Source organism: Lactobacillus sp. ESL0263, from assembly GCF_003692845.1.
In the GTDB taxonomy this organism is placed as follows: domain Bacteria; phylum Bacillota; class Bacilli; order Lactobacillales; family Lactobacillaceae; genus Lactobacillus; species Lactobacillus apis.
Map to the genome: position 1 here is coordinate 175215 of NZ_REHL01000004.1, position 17643 is coordinate 192857.

Below are 17643 nucleotides of genomic sequence, written 5' to 3' on the forward strand. Positions count from 1 at the left end.
GGAAAAATGAGTTTTTGGGGAATTATTGGAATTGTTTTATTAGCAGTTGTCATTCTAAGTGCGATATTTGCTTTCTTTCACATTTTATTCATGCTGTTACCAGCCGTTTTGGTAATTGCAGCTATTCTCTGGCTGATTAACCACTTCACCAAGAAAGACGATGATCAGCGACCAAGTAGTTTTGGTGAGCGACCAGATTTTTCTGAGAAAAACAATTGGTATTCTAATTCGAATGAGCGGCCCAAACGGAAAAAAGTGCGTAATGTTCACACTAAGGATGTTGACAAATAACTGAAAGGCAATTTTAAATGGTAAACGCTGTTAAATTAAAAAATTTAGTTCGAGATAACAAAATTGCATATGTTGTCCAAGGACAGCAATACATTGATGATAAGGAAATAATGGTCTCGGACATTTACCGTCCAGGACTTGAATTAACTGGTTATTTCGATTTTTATCCCAAAGAGCGAATTCAGCTTTTAGGTAGAACTGAGATATCTTATGCGGCTAGGCTAGATCACGAGAGCTTAGTCAATGTCTTTAAGCGACTATGTACGCCGCAAACGCCATGTTTCTTTGTTTCACGTTCTTTGCCTGTGCCAAAAGAACTTAAGGAAGCAGCAGAGGACGCTAAGATTCCAATTTTGTCTTCAACTGAGTCAACAACCTATGTTTCAAGTCGACTAACGGAATATTTGCGTGAACGCTTGGCCGTTAGAGATACCGTTCATGGTGTTTTAGTTGAAGTAAAAGGAATGGGCATTTTACTAACTGGTGACTCTGGTGTTGGAAAGTCGGAAACTGCTCTTGGTTTGATTCATCGGGGCCACAGGCTAATTGCTGATGACCGTGTTGATGTTTACCAACGTGATGTTGAAACTGTAATGGGTGAGGCACCACAAATTTTGAAGCATCTGATGGAAATCCGTGGTATCGGAATTATTGATGTAATGGATTTGTTTGGTGTCGGTGCAGTGAAAAATCGCGAGGTAATTCAGCTTGTAATCAAACTGGTTAATTGGAATGAAAAGGCTAATTATGATCGGTTAGGGTTCGAAGAAAGTAAACGTGAAATTTGCAATGTTGAAATTCCCCAGATTACTATTCCAGTCAAAGTTGGTCGCAGTATGGAAGATATCATTGAAATTGCCGCAATGAATTTTAGAGCAAAAAGAATGGGTTATAATGCCACGACTACTTTTGACAATAATTTGACTAGTCTGATTGCTGAAAACTCTAAAGATGACTCAACAAAGGGTGAAAGTAAATGAAGTTAGTGATTAGTCCTGACGCCTTTGTAATTGGTAACTTTAGTGTAAAATGGTACGGCGTTATCATGGCCGTTGCAATCATTTTGGCGGTTTCAATGGCAATTGTTGAAGGTAGGAAACGCCAAATCGAAAGTGAGGACTTTCTTGACCTATTGTTATGGGTAGTTCCACTTGGTTATGTTGGAGCTCGAATCTATTATGTGATTTTTGAATGGAGTTACTATTCGAAGCATCCTGATCAGATTATTGCAATTTGGAATGGTGGCATTGCAATCTATGGTGGTTTAATTGCTGGCTTGGTTGTTTTACTAATATTTTCTTATCGAAGAATGTTACCGCCATTTTTAATGCTAGATGTAATTACACCAGGGGTTATGGCAGCGCAAATTCTTGGACGTTGGGGTAACTTCTTCAATCAAGAAGCTCACGGTGGACCAACAACTTTACATTTTTTGCAGAGCCTACATTTGCCAGATTTTATCATTAATCAAATGAAGATTGGCGGTACTTATTATCAGCCGACATTTTTGTATGAATCATTTTTTAACCTCATCGGGTTAATTCTGATTCTGGTATTAAGACACAGAAAGCACTTGTTTAAACAAGGTGAGGTCTTTATGCTGTACCTTGGTTGGTATTCTATCGTGCGCTTTTTTGTCGAAGGATTGCGTACAGATAGTTTATATTTAACAAGTGGAATAAGAATTTCCCAGTTATTAAGTTTGATTTTGTTTATTGCTGTAATTGCTTTATTCATATATCGAAGAAAAGTCGTCAAACCTAAATGGTATCTTGACGGTAGTGGGTTAAAATTCCCGTATTCAAGAGATTAGTAAAAATATAAATAGAAAGATTGGAAAAACAATGACAAAAATTGCAGTTTTAGGAGCAGGTTCATGGGGAACAGTTCTAGGTTCGATGCTTGCTGATAAAGGTAATGAAATCGTACTTTACGGTAATAATGAAGAAGTTAACCAAGAAATTAACGAGCATCATACCAACGAGCTTTACATGAAAAACTGGAGTGTTAATGAAACAGCTACAGCCACAGGTGACTTAAACAAAGCACTTGATGGCGCTGAAGTCATTCTTTTTGTGTTGCCAACGCAAGCAATTAGGATTGTTGCCAAGCAAGTTGGTCAAATTTTGACTGAAACTGGTCGCAAGCCATTAATTGTAACTGCAACTAAGGGAATTGAACCAGGGACTAAGAAATTAATTTCAGAGATTCTTACCGAAGAAATCTATCCTAATGACACTGATAAAATTGTGGCAATTTCAGGTCCAAGCCACGCCGAAAGTGTTGCTCAAAAAGATCTCACTGCTATTTCTTGTGCATCAACAAGTAAAGCAAACGCCGAAAAAGTACAGGAAATGTTTTCAAATGACTATTTCCGCTTATACACTAATAGCGACTTAGTTGGTGTTGAAGTTGCAGGTGCAGTTAAAAACGTAATTGCAATCGCTGCAGGAATTTTGGTTGGTAAGCATTATGGTGATGATGCTAAAGCAGCTTTAATGACCAGAGGTCTTGCTGAAATCACAAGACTTGGCGTTAACTACTTTGGTGCTGATCCAATGACATTTAGTGGCTTATCTGGTATCGGTGATTTAATCGTTACTTGTACTTCAGTTAATTCACGTAATTGGCGTTGTGGTAAACAACTTGGTGAAGGTAAGAGTCTTGATTATGTTTTGCAAAATATGGGACAAGTTGTTGAAGGTGCCACAACCGTGAAGGCAGTTCATGAATTATGCCAAGAAAAACAAATTGATATGCCAATTAGTGAAGCAATTTATCGTGTACTATATGAAAACTCTAATGTTGACGCTGAAATCACCAAAATGATGGGAAGAAGTCCAAAGCAAGAAATTAGACTTTAATCGGCTTTAGATGTAAGATTTACTTACGAAAAATAAGAGTATAGTTAAGGTGTAATTATGACAAAAAAATATGATGTAATTGTAATTGGTGCTGGCCCGGGCGGACTAACTGCAGCACTATATGCTTCGCGAGCTAACCTTTCAGTTTTAATCTTGGATCGTGGTTTATACGGTGGTCAAATGAATAATACTGATGCAATTGACAACTATCCTGGTTTTACTGAAATTAAGGGGCCAGAGTTGGGCGAGAAAATGTACAATTCGGTAATGAAATTTGGTTCCGAATTTGAATATGGTGATGTTCAGTCAGTAACTATAGACGGTGAAAATAAGGTTGTTAAGACTGACACTGGTGAATATAGTGCTCCTGCGTTGATTATTGCAACAGGTGCTGATCATCGGCACCTGAACGTACCAGGAGAAGAAGAATATTCCGGTAAGGGTGTATCTTATTGTGCTGTTTGTGATGCTGCATTTTTCAAGGATGAAGACATTGCAGTAATCGGAGGTGGCGATTCGGCGATTGAAGAAGGAATTTATTTGGCTCAGAGTGCTAAATCAGTGACTGTTATTCACCGTCGAGATCAGTTACGGGCTCAGCCAACTTTACAAAAACGTGCTTTTGCCAATGATAAAATCAATTTCATTTGGAATGGGATAACTGAATCAATCGATGGCGATGGCCAACGCGTAACAGGTGTTACATACAAGGACAAAGAAACTGGTGAAGAAAAGCAATTGGCTACTCGTGGTGTCTTCATTTACGTTGGTGTGATTCCTCAAACTGCTCCTTTTAAAGAGCTTGGAATAACCGATGAGCAGGGCTGGATTCCAACAGATGATCACATGAGAACTAAGGCTGATGGTATTTTTGCCTTAGGCGATGTTCGAGCAAAGGATTTGCGCCAGATTGCTAATGCTGTTGGTGACGGTAGTATAGCTGGTCAAGCCGCTTACAATTATCTACAAGATTTAAATGATAAATAAAACTAGGAAAGGATTCATAAAAAATGGATTCTTTTTTTATTATTGCGGATAGCTAAGTTGATAAATGCTAGAATAGAAATTATGAAAACGAATTAGCCATTTAAAAACAAGAAAAAGAGGTTTAGTGCTGTAATGAACGCTAAAGAAATATTTCAAGTTTGGCAAAAAACGCCTAATATGCCTGATTATTTAAAGAAGCAACTAGAACAGTTGGGACAAGATCCGAAATGGATTGAAGATGCTTTTGGCCAAGAAATTAATTTTGGAACTGCCGGTATGCGAGGCCGACTTGAACCGGGAATTAATCGGATAAACCTGTTTACAATTGGCTGGGTAACAGAAGGGCTAGCAAGATTAATTGATGAAAAAGGTTCTGAGGCGCAAAAACGCGGCGTAGTCATTTCTTTTGATTCAAGATATCATTCACGTGACTTTGCTGAACATGCGGCTCGGATTCTTGGAGCCCATGGCATCCACGTCTACCTTTTCGATGACTTGCGACCAACGCCAGAATTGTCTTATGCAGTCCGTTATCTCCATACATTTGCTGGTATTAACATTACCGCTTCGCATAATGCCAAACAATATAACGGCTATAAAGTGTACGGTGAAGACGGTGCCCAAATGGGACCAGTCGATGCTGATCGTGTTTTTGACTATGCACAAAAGATAACGGACATTTTTCAAGTTAAGACTGCTGAAGTTCAGGAATTACGTGCTAATGGCACTTTGGAGTTAATTGGTGAAGATCTTGATGAAGCCTATTTAGCTGAATTAAAAACAGTTAATGTTGATAAAAAGCAGATTAAGCAGAATGCAGATCAATTAAAAATTGTCTATACACCACTCCATGGTACAGGCAAGATGCTTTATGAGCGTGCCTTTAAGCAAAACGGGTTCGTTAATGTTTACCCTGTAGCAAGTCAATCGATTATTGACCCTGAATTTCCAACAACTAAGAAGCCTAATCCTGAGTATCGTGATGTTTTTAATCCAGGAATTGAACTTGCAAACCAAGTAAATGCTGACTTGATTATTGCGACGGATCCGGATGCAGACCGAATGGGCGCTTGTGTAAGGACAAAAAATGGTGAATTCCAGGTTCTGACTGGTAATCAAATTGCCACTTTGATGATCTATTATCTTTTAGTTAACTTAAAAGACAATCATCAACTAGCAAGTGACTATGAATTAATCACTTCAATTGTTTCAAGTAGTATGCCACTGAAAATTGCACAAGACTTTGGAATTAGAACCAAAACAGTGTTAACCGGCTTTAAATTTATCGGCGAAGAAATTGACCGAATGAACAAGGAGCACGATGGCCGTTTCTTAATGGGCTTTGAAGAAAGCTATGGCTACTTATTCAAGCCATTTGCACGCGATAAAGATGCAATGCAGGGCGCAATTATGTTTGCAGAGGTTGCCTCGTACTATGCTTCTCGTCAAATGACTGTTTTGGATGGCTTAAACGAGATCTGGCAAAAGTATGGCACATCATATGAACTCACACGTGCAATTGAAATGCCTGGCATCGGTGGACAAAAGAAAATGACGCAATTAATGGCTAAATTGCGTGAAAGTCAGTTAACCGAGATAAATGGGGTAAGGGTTTCTAAAATTGAAGACTACTTATTGCAAGAACAGTTTAGTGGAAAGCAAAAACAACCATTTACTGACTTACCTAAGTCCAATGTATTGAAGTACTATCTTGCCGATGATACTTGGCTTGCTCTAAGACCATCAGGCACTGAGCCAGTTATTAAAGCATACGTTGGGGTTAACAAGCCAGACATTAAACAAGCTGAAGCGGCAGCACAGGACTATCAAGAAGCTTTAGCACAACTTTTAAAATAAAAACAAAAGACGTGCGAAAATACGTTCGAGGTAGTAGAATAGAATAAACGAAATAAAGGTTGGACTTTTTGGTCCAATTTTTTTATGAGGAGCCTATCTATGATTAAACGACAAGATAAACGAAAATTTGAGCTTGTCTCAAAGTTTAAACCTGCAGGAGATCAAGAGCAGGCAATTAATAAATTAACTGACGGCTTTAAAAAAGGTTATAAGGAACAAATTCTTGAAGGAGCTACTGGTACAGGTAAAACCTTTACGATGGCTAATGTTATTGCCAATTTGAACAAGCCGACATTAGTAATTTCACATAATAAAACTTTGGTTGGTCAGTTGTATGGCGAATTTAAGGAGTTTTTCCCTAACAATGCAGTTGACTACTTTGTTTCGTACTATGACTACTACCAACCTGAGGCTTATGTACCCCAGTCAGATACCTATATTGAAAAAGATTCATCAATCAATGACGAAATTGATCAGTTGCGTCACCAAGCTACCAGTGATTTGACGGAGCGAAACGATGTGATTGTCGTAGCATCTGTTTCTTGTATTTACGGTTTGGGTGATCCAAAAGAGTATTCTGCAAGTGTGATTACGGTTCATGAAGGCGATGACTATGGGCGTAATACATTGCTGCGCAATCTTGTAAACATTCAGTATGATCGCAATGATATTGACTTCCAGCGCGGACGGTTTAGAGTGCGCGGAGATGTTGTTGAAGTCTTTCCAGCTGGTAACTCAAGTCATGCCTACCGAATTGAATTCTTTGGGGATGAAATTGACCGAATCGTTGAAATTGATTCTTTAACAGGTGAGGTAATTGGTGAGCGTGAGAGTATTTCACTATTTCCAGCTACGCATTTCATGACTAATGAAGAACAAATGCGCAGAGCGCTTAAAGCTATTTCGCAAGAAATGAAGCTTCAAGTTAAGAAGTTTGAAGGAGAGGGAAAACTCCTTGAAGCGGAGAGAATTAAGCAGCGCACTACTTTTGACATGGAAATGATGGGAGAAGTTGGTTTTACCAGTGGAATTGAAAACTATTCCAGACATATGGAAAATCGAAAAGAGGGCGAACCGCCTTACACTTTGCTTGATTTCTTTCCAGATGACTTTTTAATTCTAATTGATGAGTCCCATGCCACGATGCCTGAAATTCGAGCAATGTACAATGGTGACCGTAATCGAAAGAAAACGTTAATTGATTACGGCTTCAGATTACCATCTGCATTGGATAACCGGCCTTTAAAAATTGATGAGTTTGAAAAGCATGTAAATCAAATTATGTATGTTTCTGCTACACCTGGTGATTATGAACTCGAGCGAACTGACCACAAGGTTGAGCAGATTATCCGACCAACAGGATTGTTGGATCCGAAAATTGAGGTCCGACCGGTTGAAGGTCAAATTGATGATTTGGTCGGTGAAATTAATAAGCGAATTGAGCGTAATGAACGTGTCTTTATCACTACATTAACTAAGAAAATGGCAGAAGACTTGACCGATTATCTAAAGGATTTAGGGATTAAGGTTCAATATCTGCACTCTGATGTAAAGACACTTGAAAGAATGCAAATACTGCGTGACTTACGAATGGGCAAGTATGATGTGCTAATTGGAATTAACCTTCTTCGTGAAGGTATCGATGTTCCTGAAGTTTCATTAGTCGCGATTCTTGATGCTGATAAAGAAGGCTTTTTACGAGCTTACCGCCCACTTGTTCAAACAATGGGACGTGCATCGCGTAATTCTAATGGTGAAGTAATTATGTATGCTGACACAATCACGGATTCTATGCGGGAAGCAATTGAGGCAACGCAGAGAAGACGTAAATTGCAAATCAAGTTTAACGAAGAACACGGTATCACACCAAAGACAATCGTTAAGCCGATTAGAGACGTGATTTCTGCCACCAAGGCTGTTGATGAAGTTGCTGAGACTGATAGCTTTGCTGATCTTAACTTTGATGAACTAACTGTTAAACAGAAGAAAACGATGATTAAAGATCTTCGTCAGCAAATGCAAGAAGCCGCTAAGAAACTTGATTTCGAAGGTGCCGCAACATTGCGTGACGCAATCATGGAGCTTGAAAGTTCAACAAGAAAACCAATTGAGAAAAAGGGAAAAACACTAAATGGCAAATGATAAGATTGTAATTCGCGGGGCACGTGAACACAATTTAAAAGATATTAATTTAACAATTCCAAAAGATAAAATGGTGGTAATCACTGGTTTATCGGGTTCTGGTAAGAGCTCGCTTGCCTTTGATACACTGTATGCTGAAGGTCGTAGACGTTATGTTCAATCATTGTCTAGCTATGCTCGTCAATTTTTAGGTCAAATGGACAAACCGGATGTTGATTCAATTGATGGCTTAAATCCGGCAATTTCAATTGATCAAAGAACTACCTCGCATAATCCTCGTTCAACAGTTGGTACAGTTACTGAAATCAATGACTACTTGCGTTTACTATGGGCTAGAGTTGGTCATCCAATCTGTCCGAATGATGGAACATTAATTGAAAGACAATCCGTTGAGCAGATGGTTGACCGAATTTTAGCATTACCTGAAAGGACTAAAATTCAGCTACTCGCACCTGTAATCAGATCTAAACGTGGCGCTCACAAGGAAGTATTTAAAAGGGTTCAACGTGCTGGTTATGTGCGTGTGATTGTTGATGGTGAGATGCATGATATCAGTGAGGATTTTGATTTAGACAAAAATAAACGCCACACCATTGATATTGTCGTTGACCGGTTGGTAGTTAAAGAAGGTATCAAATCACGTCTTTTTGATTCAGTGGAAGCTGTGCTAAGGCTGTCAGAAGGATACATGGATGTTGATATTATTGATGGTGAGACACTAAACTTTTCTGAGTTCTACGCTTGTCCTAAATGTGGTTTTACAGTAGGCGAAATGGAACCACGTTTATTCTCTTTCAATGCACCGTTTGGTGCTTGTCCAGATTGTGATGGATTGGGAGTAAAGCGTTCAGTTGATGAAGATTTAGTTGTTCCTGATAAAAGTAAGACACTAGCTGAAGGGGCAATTGTTCCTTGGAAGACTTCAAATTACTATGGTGGGATGCTTCAACAAGCATGTGACGCATTAAAGATTCCAATGGATAAGCCATATAGTAAATTGACCAAAAATCAAAGAGAAATCTTGATGCATGGTTCTAAGAAAGAAATTTCTTTTCATTTATCTGGTGAATTTGGCGTGAAGAACACCACTGCACCATTTGAAGGCGTAATGGAAAACATTGAAAGACGCTACATGAACCCAATGTCCAAATTTATGCGCGATGTCATGGGTAAATACATGACAGAATTAACGTGTTCAACTTGTCACGGCAAGCGCCTTAACCAAAAAGCTTTAGCAGTTAAAGTTATGGGAAAAGATATTTCGGAAGCATCTGAAATGTCGATTACCAAGGCTTTGGAATTTTTTAATAACATTAAATTAAATGAACAAGAAACAATTATTGCTAAACCAATTCTTAAAGAAGTGCGAGATCGACTATCCTTCTTGAACAGTGTTGGCCTAGACTATTTAACGTTATCTCGTTCCGCTAACACTCTGTCTGGTGGGGAAGCTCAACGAATTAGATTGGCCACACAAATTGGCTCAAACTTGTCCGGAGTAATGTATGTTTTGGATGAGCCATCGATTGGGTTGCATCAACGTGATAATGATCGTTTGATTTCTGCACTAAAGCGAATGCGTGATCTAGGTAACTCATTGATTGTCGTTGAACATGATGATGAAACAATGCGCCAAGCTGACTATCTTGTTGATATGGGGCCTGGTGCTGGTAGTTACGGTGGTGAAGTAATGGCTGCCGGAACACCTGAAGAAGTTGAAGCTAATCCAAAATCACTTACAGGACAATATTTGTCTGGTAAAAAATTTGTGCCGGTTCCATTAGAAAGACGTAAAGGTAATGGGAAAAAGATTACCATTACCGGAGCTGAAGAAAATAACCTAAAAAATCTTAAGGTTGAATTTCCACTGGGTAAGCTAATCGTTGTTACTGGCGTGTCAGGTTCTGGTAAATCGACTTTGGTCAACATGATTTTAAAACGTGTATTAGCGCAAAAGTTGAATCGTAACCAGACTAAACCTGGTAAATATAAGAGTATTTCTGGCTATAAAAATATCGAAAAAATCGTTGATATTGATCAGAGTCCAATTGGGAGAACTCCTCGAAGTAACCCTGCCACCTATACTAGTGTTTTTGATGATATTAGAGCATTATTTGCTCAAACTAATGAATCAAAATTACGTGGCTATACTAAAGCTCGTTTTTCATTCAACGTCAAAGGTGGACGCTGTGAAGCTTGTCGCGGTGACGGTATAATTAAAATTGAAATGAACTTTTTGCCAGATGTCTACGTACCTTGTGAGGTATGTCACGGCAATCGTTACAACTCAGAAACGCTTGAAGTCACATATCGCAAGAAGAATATTGCCCAAGTCCTTGATATGACCATTAGTGAAGCTTGCGACTTTTTCAAGAATATTCCAAAAATTGCCCGCAAGTTGCAAACAATCGTCGATGTAGGATTGGGTTACGTGAAATTAGGTCAATCTGCCACTACTTTATCTGGTGGAGAAGCGCAAAGAATGAAGTTAGCAGCAGAGTTACAAAAAATTTCGACTGGTAAGAATTTTTATATTCTAGATGAGCCAACAACTGGTCTTCATACTGATGATATTAAGCGTTTGCTTGAAGTAATGCAGCGGCTAGTTGATCAAGGTAATACAGTATTAATTATTGAACATAACCTTGATGTGATCAAAAATGCTGACTGGCTAATTGACCTTGGTCCTGACGGTGGTGAAGGTGGTGGCACAATTGTTGCAACTGGTACCCCTGAAGATGTTGCTAAAGTAAAGGAAAGTTATACAGGACAATATCTTGCCCCTGTTCTTAAACGAGACACTGCGCTAACTAAAGAAGCAGCGAAAAAAGCAAAGAAATAGTATTTATTTACATATAAAAAGTGTAAAATATCGGACAGGGAGGAATAGAAATGGATAATTTTTCAAATTACAGAGAGAGACGCGGCTTTAATTGGGCTGCACTTATCTCCGGCATATTAATGATTATTGCAGGAGTATTTTTAATTAGTCACCCAAATAAGGCTTTACATGCATTTGTCTTGCTGTTTGCGATTATTTCAATAGTCCAAGGTTTTGTCTGGCTCGCATTTTATAGTCGCTTTCGTTATTTTGTTTCCTTTAGTTGGATTTCAATCGTTACGGGGGTTTTGGATATCATCATTGGTATTTTATTCCTCTATTCATACGATGCAGCAGGTTTAACCATTGCATACTTATTTGCCTTCTGGTTCCTGTTTGATTCAATTTCTGGAATTATTTTCACGTGGCATTTACGCAGTTTATCTGGTTTTTATTTCTGGGTAAACATGATACTGAATATTTTCGGGCTCTTGATTGCAGTAGGATTAATGTTCAACCCAATGCTTTCAGCATTGACATTAATTTGGCTCGTTGCCTTCTGGCTATTTATTTTTGGAATAAGCGAAGTAATTGCAGCATTTGCTCATAGATAAAGATTGAAAAAGTTCGTAATGAACTTTTTTTTTGACCTGAAATGTGAAACACCCGGTATGTTATAATTTGAGTAGAGGGGAGTGCAACATGACTAATAATAAAAAACAATTGTTGATTGTCACTGGAATGAGTGGGGCTGGAAAGACTGTCGTTTCACATTCCTTAGAAGACATGGGATACTTTGTTGTTGATAATTTGCCTCCAACCTTACTTTCAAGTTTTTGGGATTTAATTGTCAACTCGGATGATTATTCTAAAGTAGCAGTGGTAATCGATTTAAGAGTGCGCAGTTTCTATAAGGACTTAATAAATGAAATAAGTTCACTTGAGGATAATAGCTGTGTTCAAACACGGATTATCTTTTTGGATGCTTCGGATGATATATTGGTTGCTCGCTATAAAGAAACAAGGCGTGTTCCTCCACTAGTTCATGGTGGGAGGCTACTTGATGGCATTATTGAAGAGCGACATATTCTTGCAGGAATTAAAAATCGTGCTAATGACATTATTGACACGTCAAACCTTACTCCTCAAGAATTAAAAGAAAAAATGTTTGAAGAATTTAGTGATCAAGAAAAGCAGCCATTTTCAATTGAAGTTCTTTCTTTCGGCTTTAAATATGGTCTGCCAATTGATGCTGATCTTGTGATAGATGTACGCTTTTTACCAAATCCATTTTATATTTCTGAATTACGACCTTTTACGGGACTTGATCAACGAGTTTTCGATTATGTGATGGATAAAGATATTACACAAGTATTTTATGAAAAACTGTTAGATTTATTGAGAACGGCCATGCCAGGGTATATTAAAGAGGGAAAGAGCAAGTTAACTATTGCGATTGGCTGTACAGGTGGTCAACACCGTAGTGTAGCAATTGCAAGGCAGCTTGCACATGATTTGTCACAAGACTATCCAGTTGATATAACTCATCGCGAAATTAGCAGGTATACCAGAAAAAGGTGAAAATATGACATATAGCGATTCCAAAGTGATTAGGGTAACGAGAAGTAGAAGACCCAAAATTGTTGTAATTGGTGGTGGAACGGGTCTACCAGTTGTTTTGAGTGCGTTAAAAGAGCAAGATGCGCAAATCACAGCAATTGTAACAGTTTCAGATGATGGCGGCTCTTCTGGAACAATTCGTAACTTCATTAATGTTGTTCCACCTGGTGATATTCGTAACGTATTAGTTTCTCTAAGCGACATACCACAAGAACAAAAAGATGTTTTTCAATACCGTTTCGATTCATCAGACTCATTTTTCTCGGGACATGCGATAGGTAATTTGATTATTGCTGCTTTAAATGAAATGCATGGTAATATTTTTGACGCCGTCCAATCATTGTCAAAAATGATGCGTGTTGATGGACATGTTTTCCCAGCTTCTAACGAGCCTTTAACATTGAATGCGGAATTTATTGACGGGACAATCCAAGCGGGAGAAAAGGAAATAACTAACAAGGACAAACGAATCAAGCGTGTTTGGGTAACAGATACGAATTCTAATAAAGAACCGGAGGCTGTTTCACCTGTTCTGGACGCAATAATGCAAGCTGATGCAGTTGTTTTGGGTCCAGGAAGCTTATTCACTTCAATTCTTCCTAATTTGATGATACCTAACCTCGGTGAAGCTGTTAGAAAAACAAAAGCCGAAGTTATTTATATTTGTAATATCATGACCCAACTTGGCGAGACCGATCACTTTTCCGACTGTGATCATGTTGATGTTATCAATAAGCATCTTGGTGGTCATTATGTAAACACAACTTTGGTTAATGGTGCAAAAATTGACATGTCAAAATTTAATCCTAAGGATTATGATGCCTACATTGAACCCGTTAAAAATGACTATGATGGCTTGCGAAAGCAAGGGTGCCGGGTAATCACAGATGACTTTATTGACCAACGAAGCGGCCTTGTTTTCCATGATGGTGAAAAAGTGGCAAACGAGATAATTAATCGTGCATTTACGGCAATGTCGACCAGAAAGACTACGGAATAACCAATGGCAAGTTATGCAAGTGAAGTAAAGAAGGAACTTACCTCCTTACCAATTCATCCTGAGCACGCAAAGGCTGAATTAGCTGCTTTTTTGCGGATGAACGGTGTTTTAAACTATCATGACCGTATGTTTAGTCTTGATATCACAACTGAAAACCCAGCAATTGCTCGACGAATTTTTTCTTTAATAAAAACAGCGTATCGTGTAGAACCGTTATTAATTGTTTCGCGTAAAATGAAACTAAAGAAAAATAACCAGTATTTGGTGCGCCTGCAAAATCATGTCAAAGAAATTTTGACTAATTTGGAAATTTTAGCGCCTGATTCAGGTTTAATCACGCGAATACCTAAAAGAATAATTGATTCGCGCGAGGGTGCAATGTCGTATTTGCGTGGTGCGTTCTTAGCAAGTGGGAGTGTAAATAATCCGGAAACAAGCAGGTATCACTTGGAAATATATTCTGCTTATGAAGATCACAACAATGATTTATTAGAACTAATGAATCATTATTTTAACCTTAATGCCAAAACAATTAGTAGAAGGCGGGGTTATATAGTCTATCTCAAAGAAGCAGAGAAAATTGGCGATTTTCTTCACGTTGTCGGTGCAGTCAACGCAATGCTATCCTTTGAAGACTTAAGGATTATGCGTGATATGCGCAATTCGGTTAATCGCTTAGTTAATTGTGATACGGCAAATTTGAAAAAGACTGCTAATGCTGCTGCTAAACAAGTTGAGGATATTGAATTAATAGAACGTAAAATCGGGCTTGAAAATATTCCAGAAAAGCTGCAGGGAATCGCAAGATTGCGGCTGGCCAATCCGGAACTGTCATTAAAAGAGATTGCTCAGCAAGTTCCAGATGGACCTATTTCAAAATCAGGTGCAAATCACCGTTTTGCTAAACTGCATGAAATGGCACAGAAATTAGAAGAATAAAAAAGATCTCCAAGCTATTTAGCTTGGAGATCTTTTTAGTTTAATTAGTATCTAACTACTTCTTTTGGTTGACCATAATTTCATCAATTAAGCCATAATCCTTTGCTTCTTCAGCAGTTAGGTAGTTATCACGTTCAGTATCTTTCTGAATCTTTTCAAGTGGTTGACCAGTAGTTTCGTGAAGAATCTTATTGATCTTTTCACGGCTCTTTAAAATTTCATTAGCTGCAATTTGAATATCAGTTTGTTGGCCTTGAGCCCCACCTAAAGGTTGGTGAATCAATACAGTAGAGTTAGGTAAAGCAAAACGTTTACCCTTTGCACCACTGGTTAATAGAATAGAAGCCATAGAGGCAGCCATTCCGATTGCAATAGTTGATACATCTGACTTAATGAAGTTCATCGTATCCATAATTGCTAAACCAGAAGTGATTACACCACCGGGTGAGTTGATATAAAGGGAAATGTCCTTAGTGTTGTCTTGAGCATCAAGGAATAATAACTGGGCAATAATTGTATTTGCCATGTCATCATTAATTTCTCCACTGAGCATGATAATTCGATCTTTTAGCAAACGAGAATATATGTCATAAGCACGTTCGCCACGAGCAGTTTGTTCAATAACTGTAGGTACAAGCATCTTTTTACCTCCTAAAATTAAAGTCATTTTTGTTAGCACTCTAATAAGTACAGTGCTAATTAAATCACTTACATTAAATGCTGTCAATGAAAGTGTATTAATTTTGTATTCTAAGTTACAATGTTCTTATTATATAATACGAAAGTAAACTAAAATATTGGAGGAATAATTTTGAAGCTTTTTAAGAAAATTGCAATTCTTGCGACAACAATGCTTGCTGGCCTAGCATTGTCAACTGGTCTTGCAATTACATCGGTTGAGGCTGATTCTAATCAATCGCAGCAGCCAACGCAAGGAGAAACTAAAACCACTCCTAGCAAGAATAGTAATCAGGGAGAAAATACCGATGAGGAAAATGACAGTGGCGATCCCAATAGTCAACCTGATCCTGGTAATACCAACTCTGATACTCAAAATGATAAGCAGCCGATAGTAAAAAAGAAAACACCTAAACAAGTAATAACTGGTTATGCAATGATGACTAAAGTTGCTGGTAACAAAAACTATAAGGTTTGGGCAAATGTAACAGATGGCAAAGTTAGTAAAAAAGTTGCTGATGGGATTAATTTTCAATATAGCCATATTCAATCAGACCAACTAATTGAAACTAAAAGTGCGCGCTATTGGCGAATTTATGTTAATGGTCGAAAAGTTGGTTATGTAAATGAAAAATTCTTTGCTAGAAACCAAATTGCTGTTCCTAAGACTATTAGCTTGGTTAACAACGAGTTTTATGAATTTTTCACACGGGATGCAATTTCATATGCAACTAATTACATGGGTACGGTTATTAGTAATGACAATGTGAAAGTTTCGCGTGAGACTATCTCTTGTGCAACTCCAAAAACTTATACGGTTAAATATACATATGGTGATGCGACAGCAAGCGTCAAAATAACTGTTAGAAAGAGTACTACTGAAGGAATTGCTGATCCTGATGTAACTAATTCGTTCCCTGCGCAGCCTGGTACAAATGAACACCAAGCATGGAAAACACATTATGGTTCTTCAGTTAATTACATTAGTCCTACAGAATACACACCAGAAACAGAATCACATACTCTAACAAGTGGTAATATGACTCTGAAGACAAGATTTTATCAACCAGTTCTTCTGAGCGTAAAGGATCCAACCGATGATAATATTAATCGTGTTGGCCATATTCCAGAAGGTGTAACTGTTTCAAACGGCTGGGCTTATACCAGTTTATTGAGTCACACTTATTTAAGCTCTGGTCACATTGTTGGTTATGATTTGAATAAGTTAACTAATCCATATAATGCTCAACATCTTTTAGACATGTCACAAAAAGACTTTAATAATTACGTTAAGCATATTAAAGTTAGTCCATATATCCCAATTGGTCACGGTCAAGCAATGGGTGCAAGTGACAAGTATATCTATGTGATTAACAATGATAATAAATTAAATGAAACTACTGACTCAGAAGAAATTGTTCAAATTCGTAAGAGTGATTTACAAATTAACAAGATTTGGACAATGAAAACTTGGGTAGGTGACCAAAATAGTCCTCGTTACTTCCATAACGGTGTAATCATGAACGACTATGAGATGTACACGGTATATCATGATACTAAGAATAATCGCTATGAATATTGGCAACTAACTCGTACTGGTGACAACTGGAATCCAAAATTAGTTGGTAAAACAGATGGCAATTTTGTTAACAACAATTCACCGGTTCAAGGTTTTGCTTATGATCCAGATCATAAGAACTTTTACTTAGCATTTAATGATTTAATCTTCAAAATTGGTCGCGATGGAACTTTAAAGGATCACTATTCATTTGATACTGGTCGTGAAATTGAAGGTATTTCAGTACATGATGGAAAACTTTACGTTAACTTAGCACAACGTGCAGAGTTATTAGTAAGCATGAACATTGATTAAAAAATAAGCAGTATTTAAAGTAAATAAAAAGAAGAGCTAATTAGCTCTTCTTTTTTTGATTCTTCTTTTGACATTCGGGACAAATACCAAAAATTTCTAGGTGACTTGCCGACGTAACATAGCCCGTTTGTTTTTCAGCTTCTGCACGCATACGATTTTCAACTGCTTCAAAGTCTGGATAATAGACGTCAGCTATGTTATCGCATTGTTTACAAATAATGTGGAAATGAGGCTCTACAAAGTAGTCATAGTGAATGGAATCATCACTATTTTTGATTTCGATAACAATGCCTGCGTCAACTAATTTGTTTAGTGTGTTGTAGACTGTTGCTCGATAGGCTGGCTCGTCGCCGCTAATTGCTTTAAAAATAGTAGCTGCAGTAGGATGATTATGATGTGTCCGCAGATATTTCAAGATTTTAAGCCGTGGCTTGGTGACTTTCAAATTATGCTCACGTAGTAAATCTTCTGTTTCTTTTAAGTAGTTTGGCACAGGTTTCATCTCCTTAGTTTATTAAGTATAGTTTAGCATTAAATACACAAAAAAAGTCGCCTTTTATTAGGCGACTTA

At 37.8% G+C, this 17643-nt stretch carries 15 protein-coding genes; 13 read left to right on the forward strand and 2 right to left on the reverse strand.

Going from position 1 to position 17643, the window contains the following annotated elements:
• Positions 1–6 precede the first annotated feature (6 nt).
• The 12 genes from F5ESL0263_RS02830 (at position 7) to whiA (ending at position 14521) form a co-directional block, all read left to right on the forward strand.
• Positions 7–291 (forward strand): hypothetical protein, encoded by a 285-nt coding sequence (locus F5ESL0263_RS02830; RefSeq protein ID WP_122034713.1) that lies wholly within the window; start codon positions 7–9, stop codon positions 289–291.
• Between the two features lie 17 nt (positions 292–308).
• Positions 309–1271, forward strand: a complete 963-nt coding sequence (hprK, locus tag F5ESL0263_RS02835; RefSeq protein ID WP_074425575.1) for an HPr(Ser) kinase/phosphatase — start codon at positions 309–311, stop codon at positions 1269–1271.
• Entirely contained in the window at positions 1268–2104 is an 837-nt protein-coding gene (lgt, locus tag F5ESL0263_RS02840; RefSeq protein WP_122034715.1) for a prolipoprotein diacylglyceryl transferase, read from the forward strand. Before hprK ends, lgt begins: the two co-directional genes overlap by 4 nt.
• Positions 2105–2135: 31 nt before the next feature.
• Positions 2136–3155 carry an NAD(P)H-dependent glycerol-3-phosphate dehydrogenase gene (locus F5ESL0263_RS02845; protein ID WP_122034717.1) on the forward strand — a complete coding sequence of 340 codons (1020 nt, stop codon included), beginning with the start codon at positions 2136–2138 and terminating at the stop codon, positions 3153–3155.
• Between the two features lie 57 nt (positions 3156–3212).
• Positions 3213–4142: a thioredoxin-disulfide reductase gene (gene trxB, locus F5ESL0263_RS02850; RefSeq protein WP_122034719.1), complete on the forward strand. Its 930-nt coding sequence runs from the start codon at positions 3213–3215 to the stop codon at positions 4140–4142.
• A gap of 132 nt (positions 4143–4274) precedes the next feature.
• Complete coding sequence (locus F5ESL0263_RS02855) at positions 4275–5999, forward strand: phospho-sugar mutase (RefSeq protein WP_122034721.1); 1725 nt, start codon at positions 4275–4277, stop codon at positions 5997–5999.
• A gap of 99 nt (positions 6000–6098) precedes the next feature.
• Positions 6099–8141, forward strand: coding sequence for an excinuclease ABC subunit UvrB (gene uvrB / locus F5ESL0263_RS02860; RefSeq protein ID WP_122034724.1), 2043 nt, complete (start codon positions 6099–6101; stop codon positions 8139–8141).
• Positions 8131–10983: an excinuclease ABC subunit UvrA gene (gene uvrA / locus F5ESL0263_RS02865; RefSeq protein WP_122034726.1), complete on the forward strand. Its 2853-nt coding sequence runs from the start codon at positions 8131–8133 to the stop codon at positions 10981–10983. Before uvrB ends, uvrA begins: the two co-directional genes overlap by 11 nt.
• 50 nt (positions 10984–11033) lie before the next feature.
• Complete coding sequence (locus F5ESL0263_RS02870) at positions 11034–11576, forward strand: HdeD family acid-resistance protein (protein ID WP_122034729.1); 543 nt, start codon at positions 11034–11036, stop codon at positions 11574–11576.
• Positions 11577–11664: 88 nt separating this feature from the next.
• On the forward strand, positions 11665–12543 hold the full coding sequence (gene rapZ / locus F5ESL0263_RS02875) for an RNase adapter RapZ (protein WP_109715311.1): 879 nt from the start codon (positions 11665–11667) through the stop codon (positions 12541–12543).
• 4 nt (positions 12544–12547) lie between these two features.
• A complete protein-coding gene (yvcK, locus tag F5ESL0263_RS02880; RefSeq protein ID WP_122034731.1) occupies positions 12548–13582 on the forward strand; it encodes a gluconeogenesis factor YvcK family protein in 1035 nt (344 codons plus the stop codon).
• Positions 13583–13585: 3 nt separating this feature from the next.
• Positions 13586–14521 carry a DNA-binding protein WhiA gene (gene whiA / locus F5ESL0263_RS02885; RefSeq protein WP_109715312.1) on the forward strand — a complete coding sequence of 312 codons (936 nt, stop codon included), beginning with the start codon at positions 13586–13588 and terminating at the stop codon, positions 14519–14521.
• A gap of 55 nt (positions 14522–14576) precedes the next feature.
• Here the strand turns inward: whiA and clpP are convergent, their stop codons facing one another.
• Positions 14577–15161, reverse strand: coding sequence for an ATP-dependent Clp endopeptidase proteolytic subunit ClpP (clpP, locus tag F5ESL0263_RS02890; protein WP_046306499.1), 585 nt, complete (start codon positions 15159–15161; stop codon positions 14577–14579).
• Between the two features lie 171 nt (positions 15162–15332).
• Here clpP and F5ESL0263_RS02895 point away from each other — a divergent pair, with 171 nt between their 5' ends.
• Complete coding sequence (locus F5ESL0263_RS02895) at positions 15333–17072, forward strand: SH3-like domain-containing protein (protein ID WP_233558443.1); 1740 nt, start codon at positions 15333–15335, stop codon at positions 17070–17072.
• 40 nt (positions 17073–17112) lie between these two features.
• On the opposite strand, the gene F5ESL0263_RS02900 is transcribed toward F5ESL0263_RS02895, so the two are convergent.
• A complete protein-coding gene (locus tag F5ESL0263_RS02900; protein WP_233558444.1) occupies positions 17113–17565 on the reverse strand; it encodes a Fur family transcriptional regulator in 453 nt (150 codons plus the stop codon).
• Positions 17566–17643 lie beyond the last annotated feature (78 nt).

Coding starts and splice junctions, on each gene's coding strand:
- uvrB (WP_122034724.1), top strand. CDS start 6,099: ATGATTAAACGACAAGATAAACGAAAATTTGAGCTTGTCTCAAAGTTT.
- clpP (WP_046306499.1), bottom strand. CDS start 15,161: ATGCTTGTACCTACAGTTATTGAACAAACTGCTCGTGGCGAACGTGCT.
- trxB (WP_122034719.1), top strand. CDS start 3,213: ATGACAAAAAAATATGATGTAATTGTAATTGGTGCTGGCCCGGGCGGA.
- rapZ (WP_109715311.1), top strand. CDS start 11,665: ATGACTAATAATAAAAAACAATTGTTGATTGTCACTGGAATGAGTGGG.
- F5ESL0263_RS02845 (WP_122034717.1), top strand. CDS start 2,136: ATGACAAAAATTGCAGTTTTAGGAGCAGGTTCATGGGGAACAGTTCTA.
- lgt (WP_122034715.1), top strand. CDS start 1,268: ATGAAGTTAGTGATTAGTCCTGACGCCTTTGTAATTGGTAACTTTAGT.
- F5ESL0263_RS02870 (WP_122034729.1), top strand. CDS start 11,034: ATGGATAATTTTTCAAATTACAGAGAGAGACGCGGCTTTAATTGGGCT.
- F5ESL0263_RS02830 (WP_122034713.1), top strand. CDS start 7: ATGAGTTTTTGGGGAATTATTGGAATTGTTTTATTAGCAGTTGTCATT.
- whiA (WP_109715312.1), top strand. CDS start 13,586: ATGGCAAGTTATGCAAGTGAAGTAAAGAAGGAACTTACCTCCTTACCA.
- F5ESL0263_RS02855 (WP_122034721.1), top strand. CDS start 4,275: ATGAACGCTAAAGAAATATTTCAAGTTTGGCAAAAAACGCCTAATATG.
- yvcK (WP_122034731.1), top strand. CDS start 12,548: ATGACATATAGCGATTCCAAAGTGATTAGGGTAACGAGAAGTAGAAGA.
- uvrA (WP_122034726.1), top strand. CDS start 8,131: ATGGCAAATGATAAGATTGTAATTCGCGGGGCACGTGAACACAATTTA.
- hprK (WP_074425575.1), top strand. CDS start 309: ATGGTAAACGCTGTTAAATTAAAAAATTTAGTTCGAGATAACAAAATT.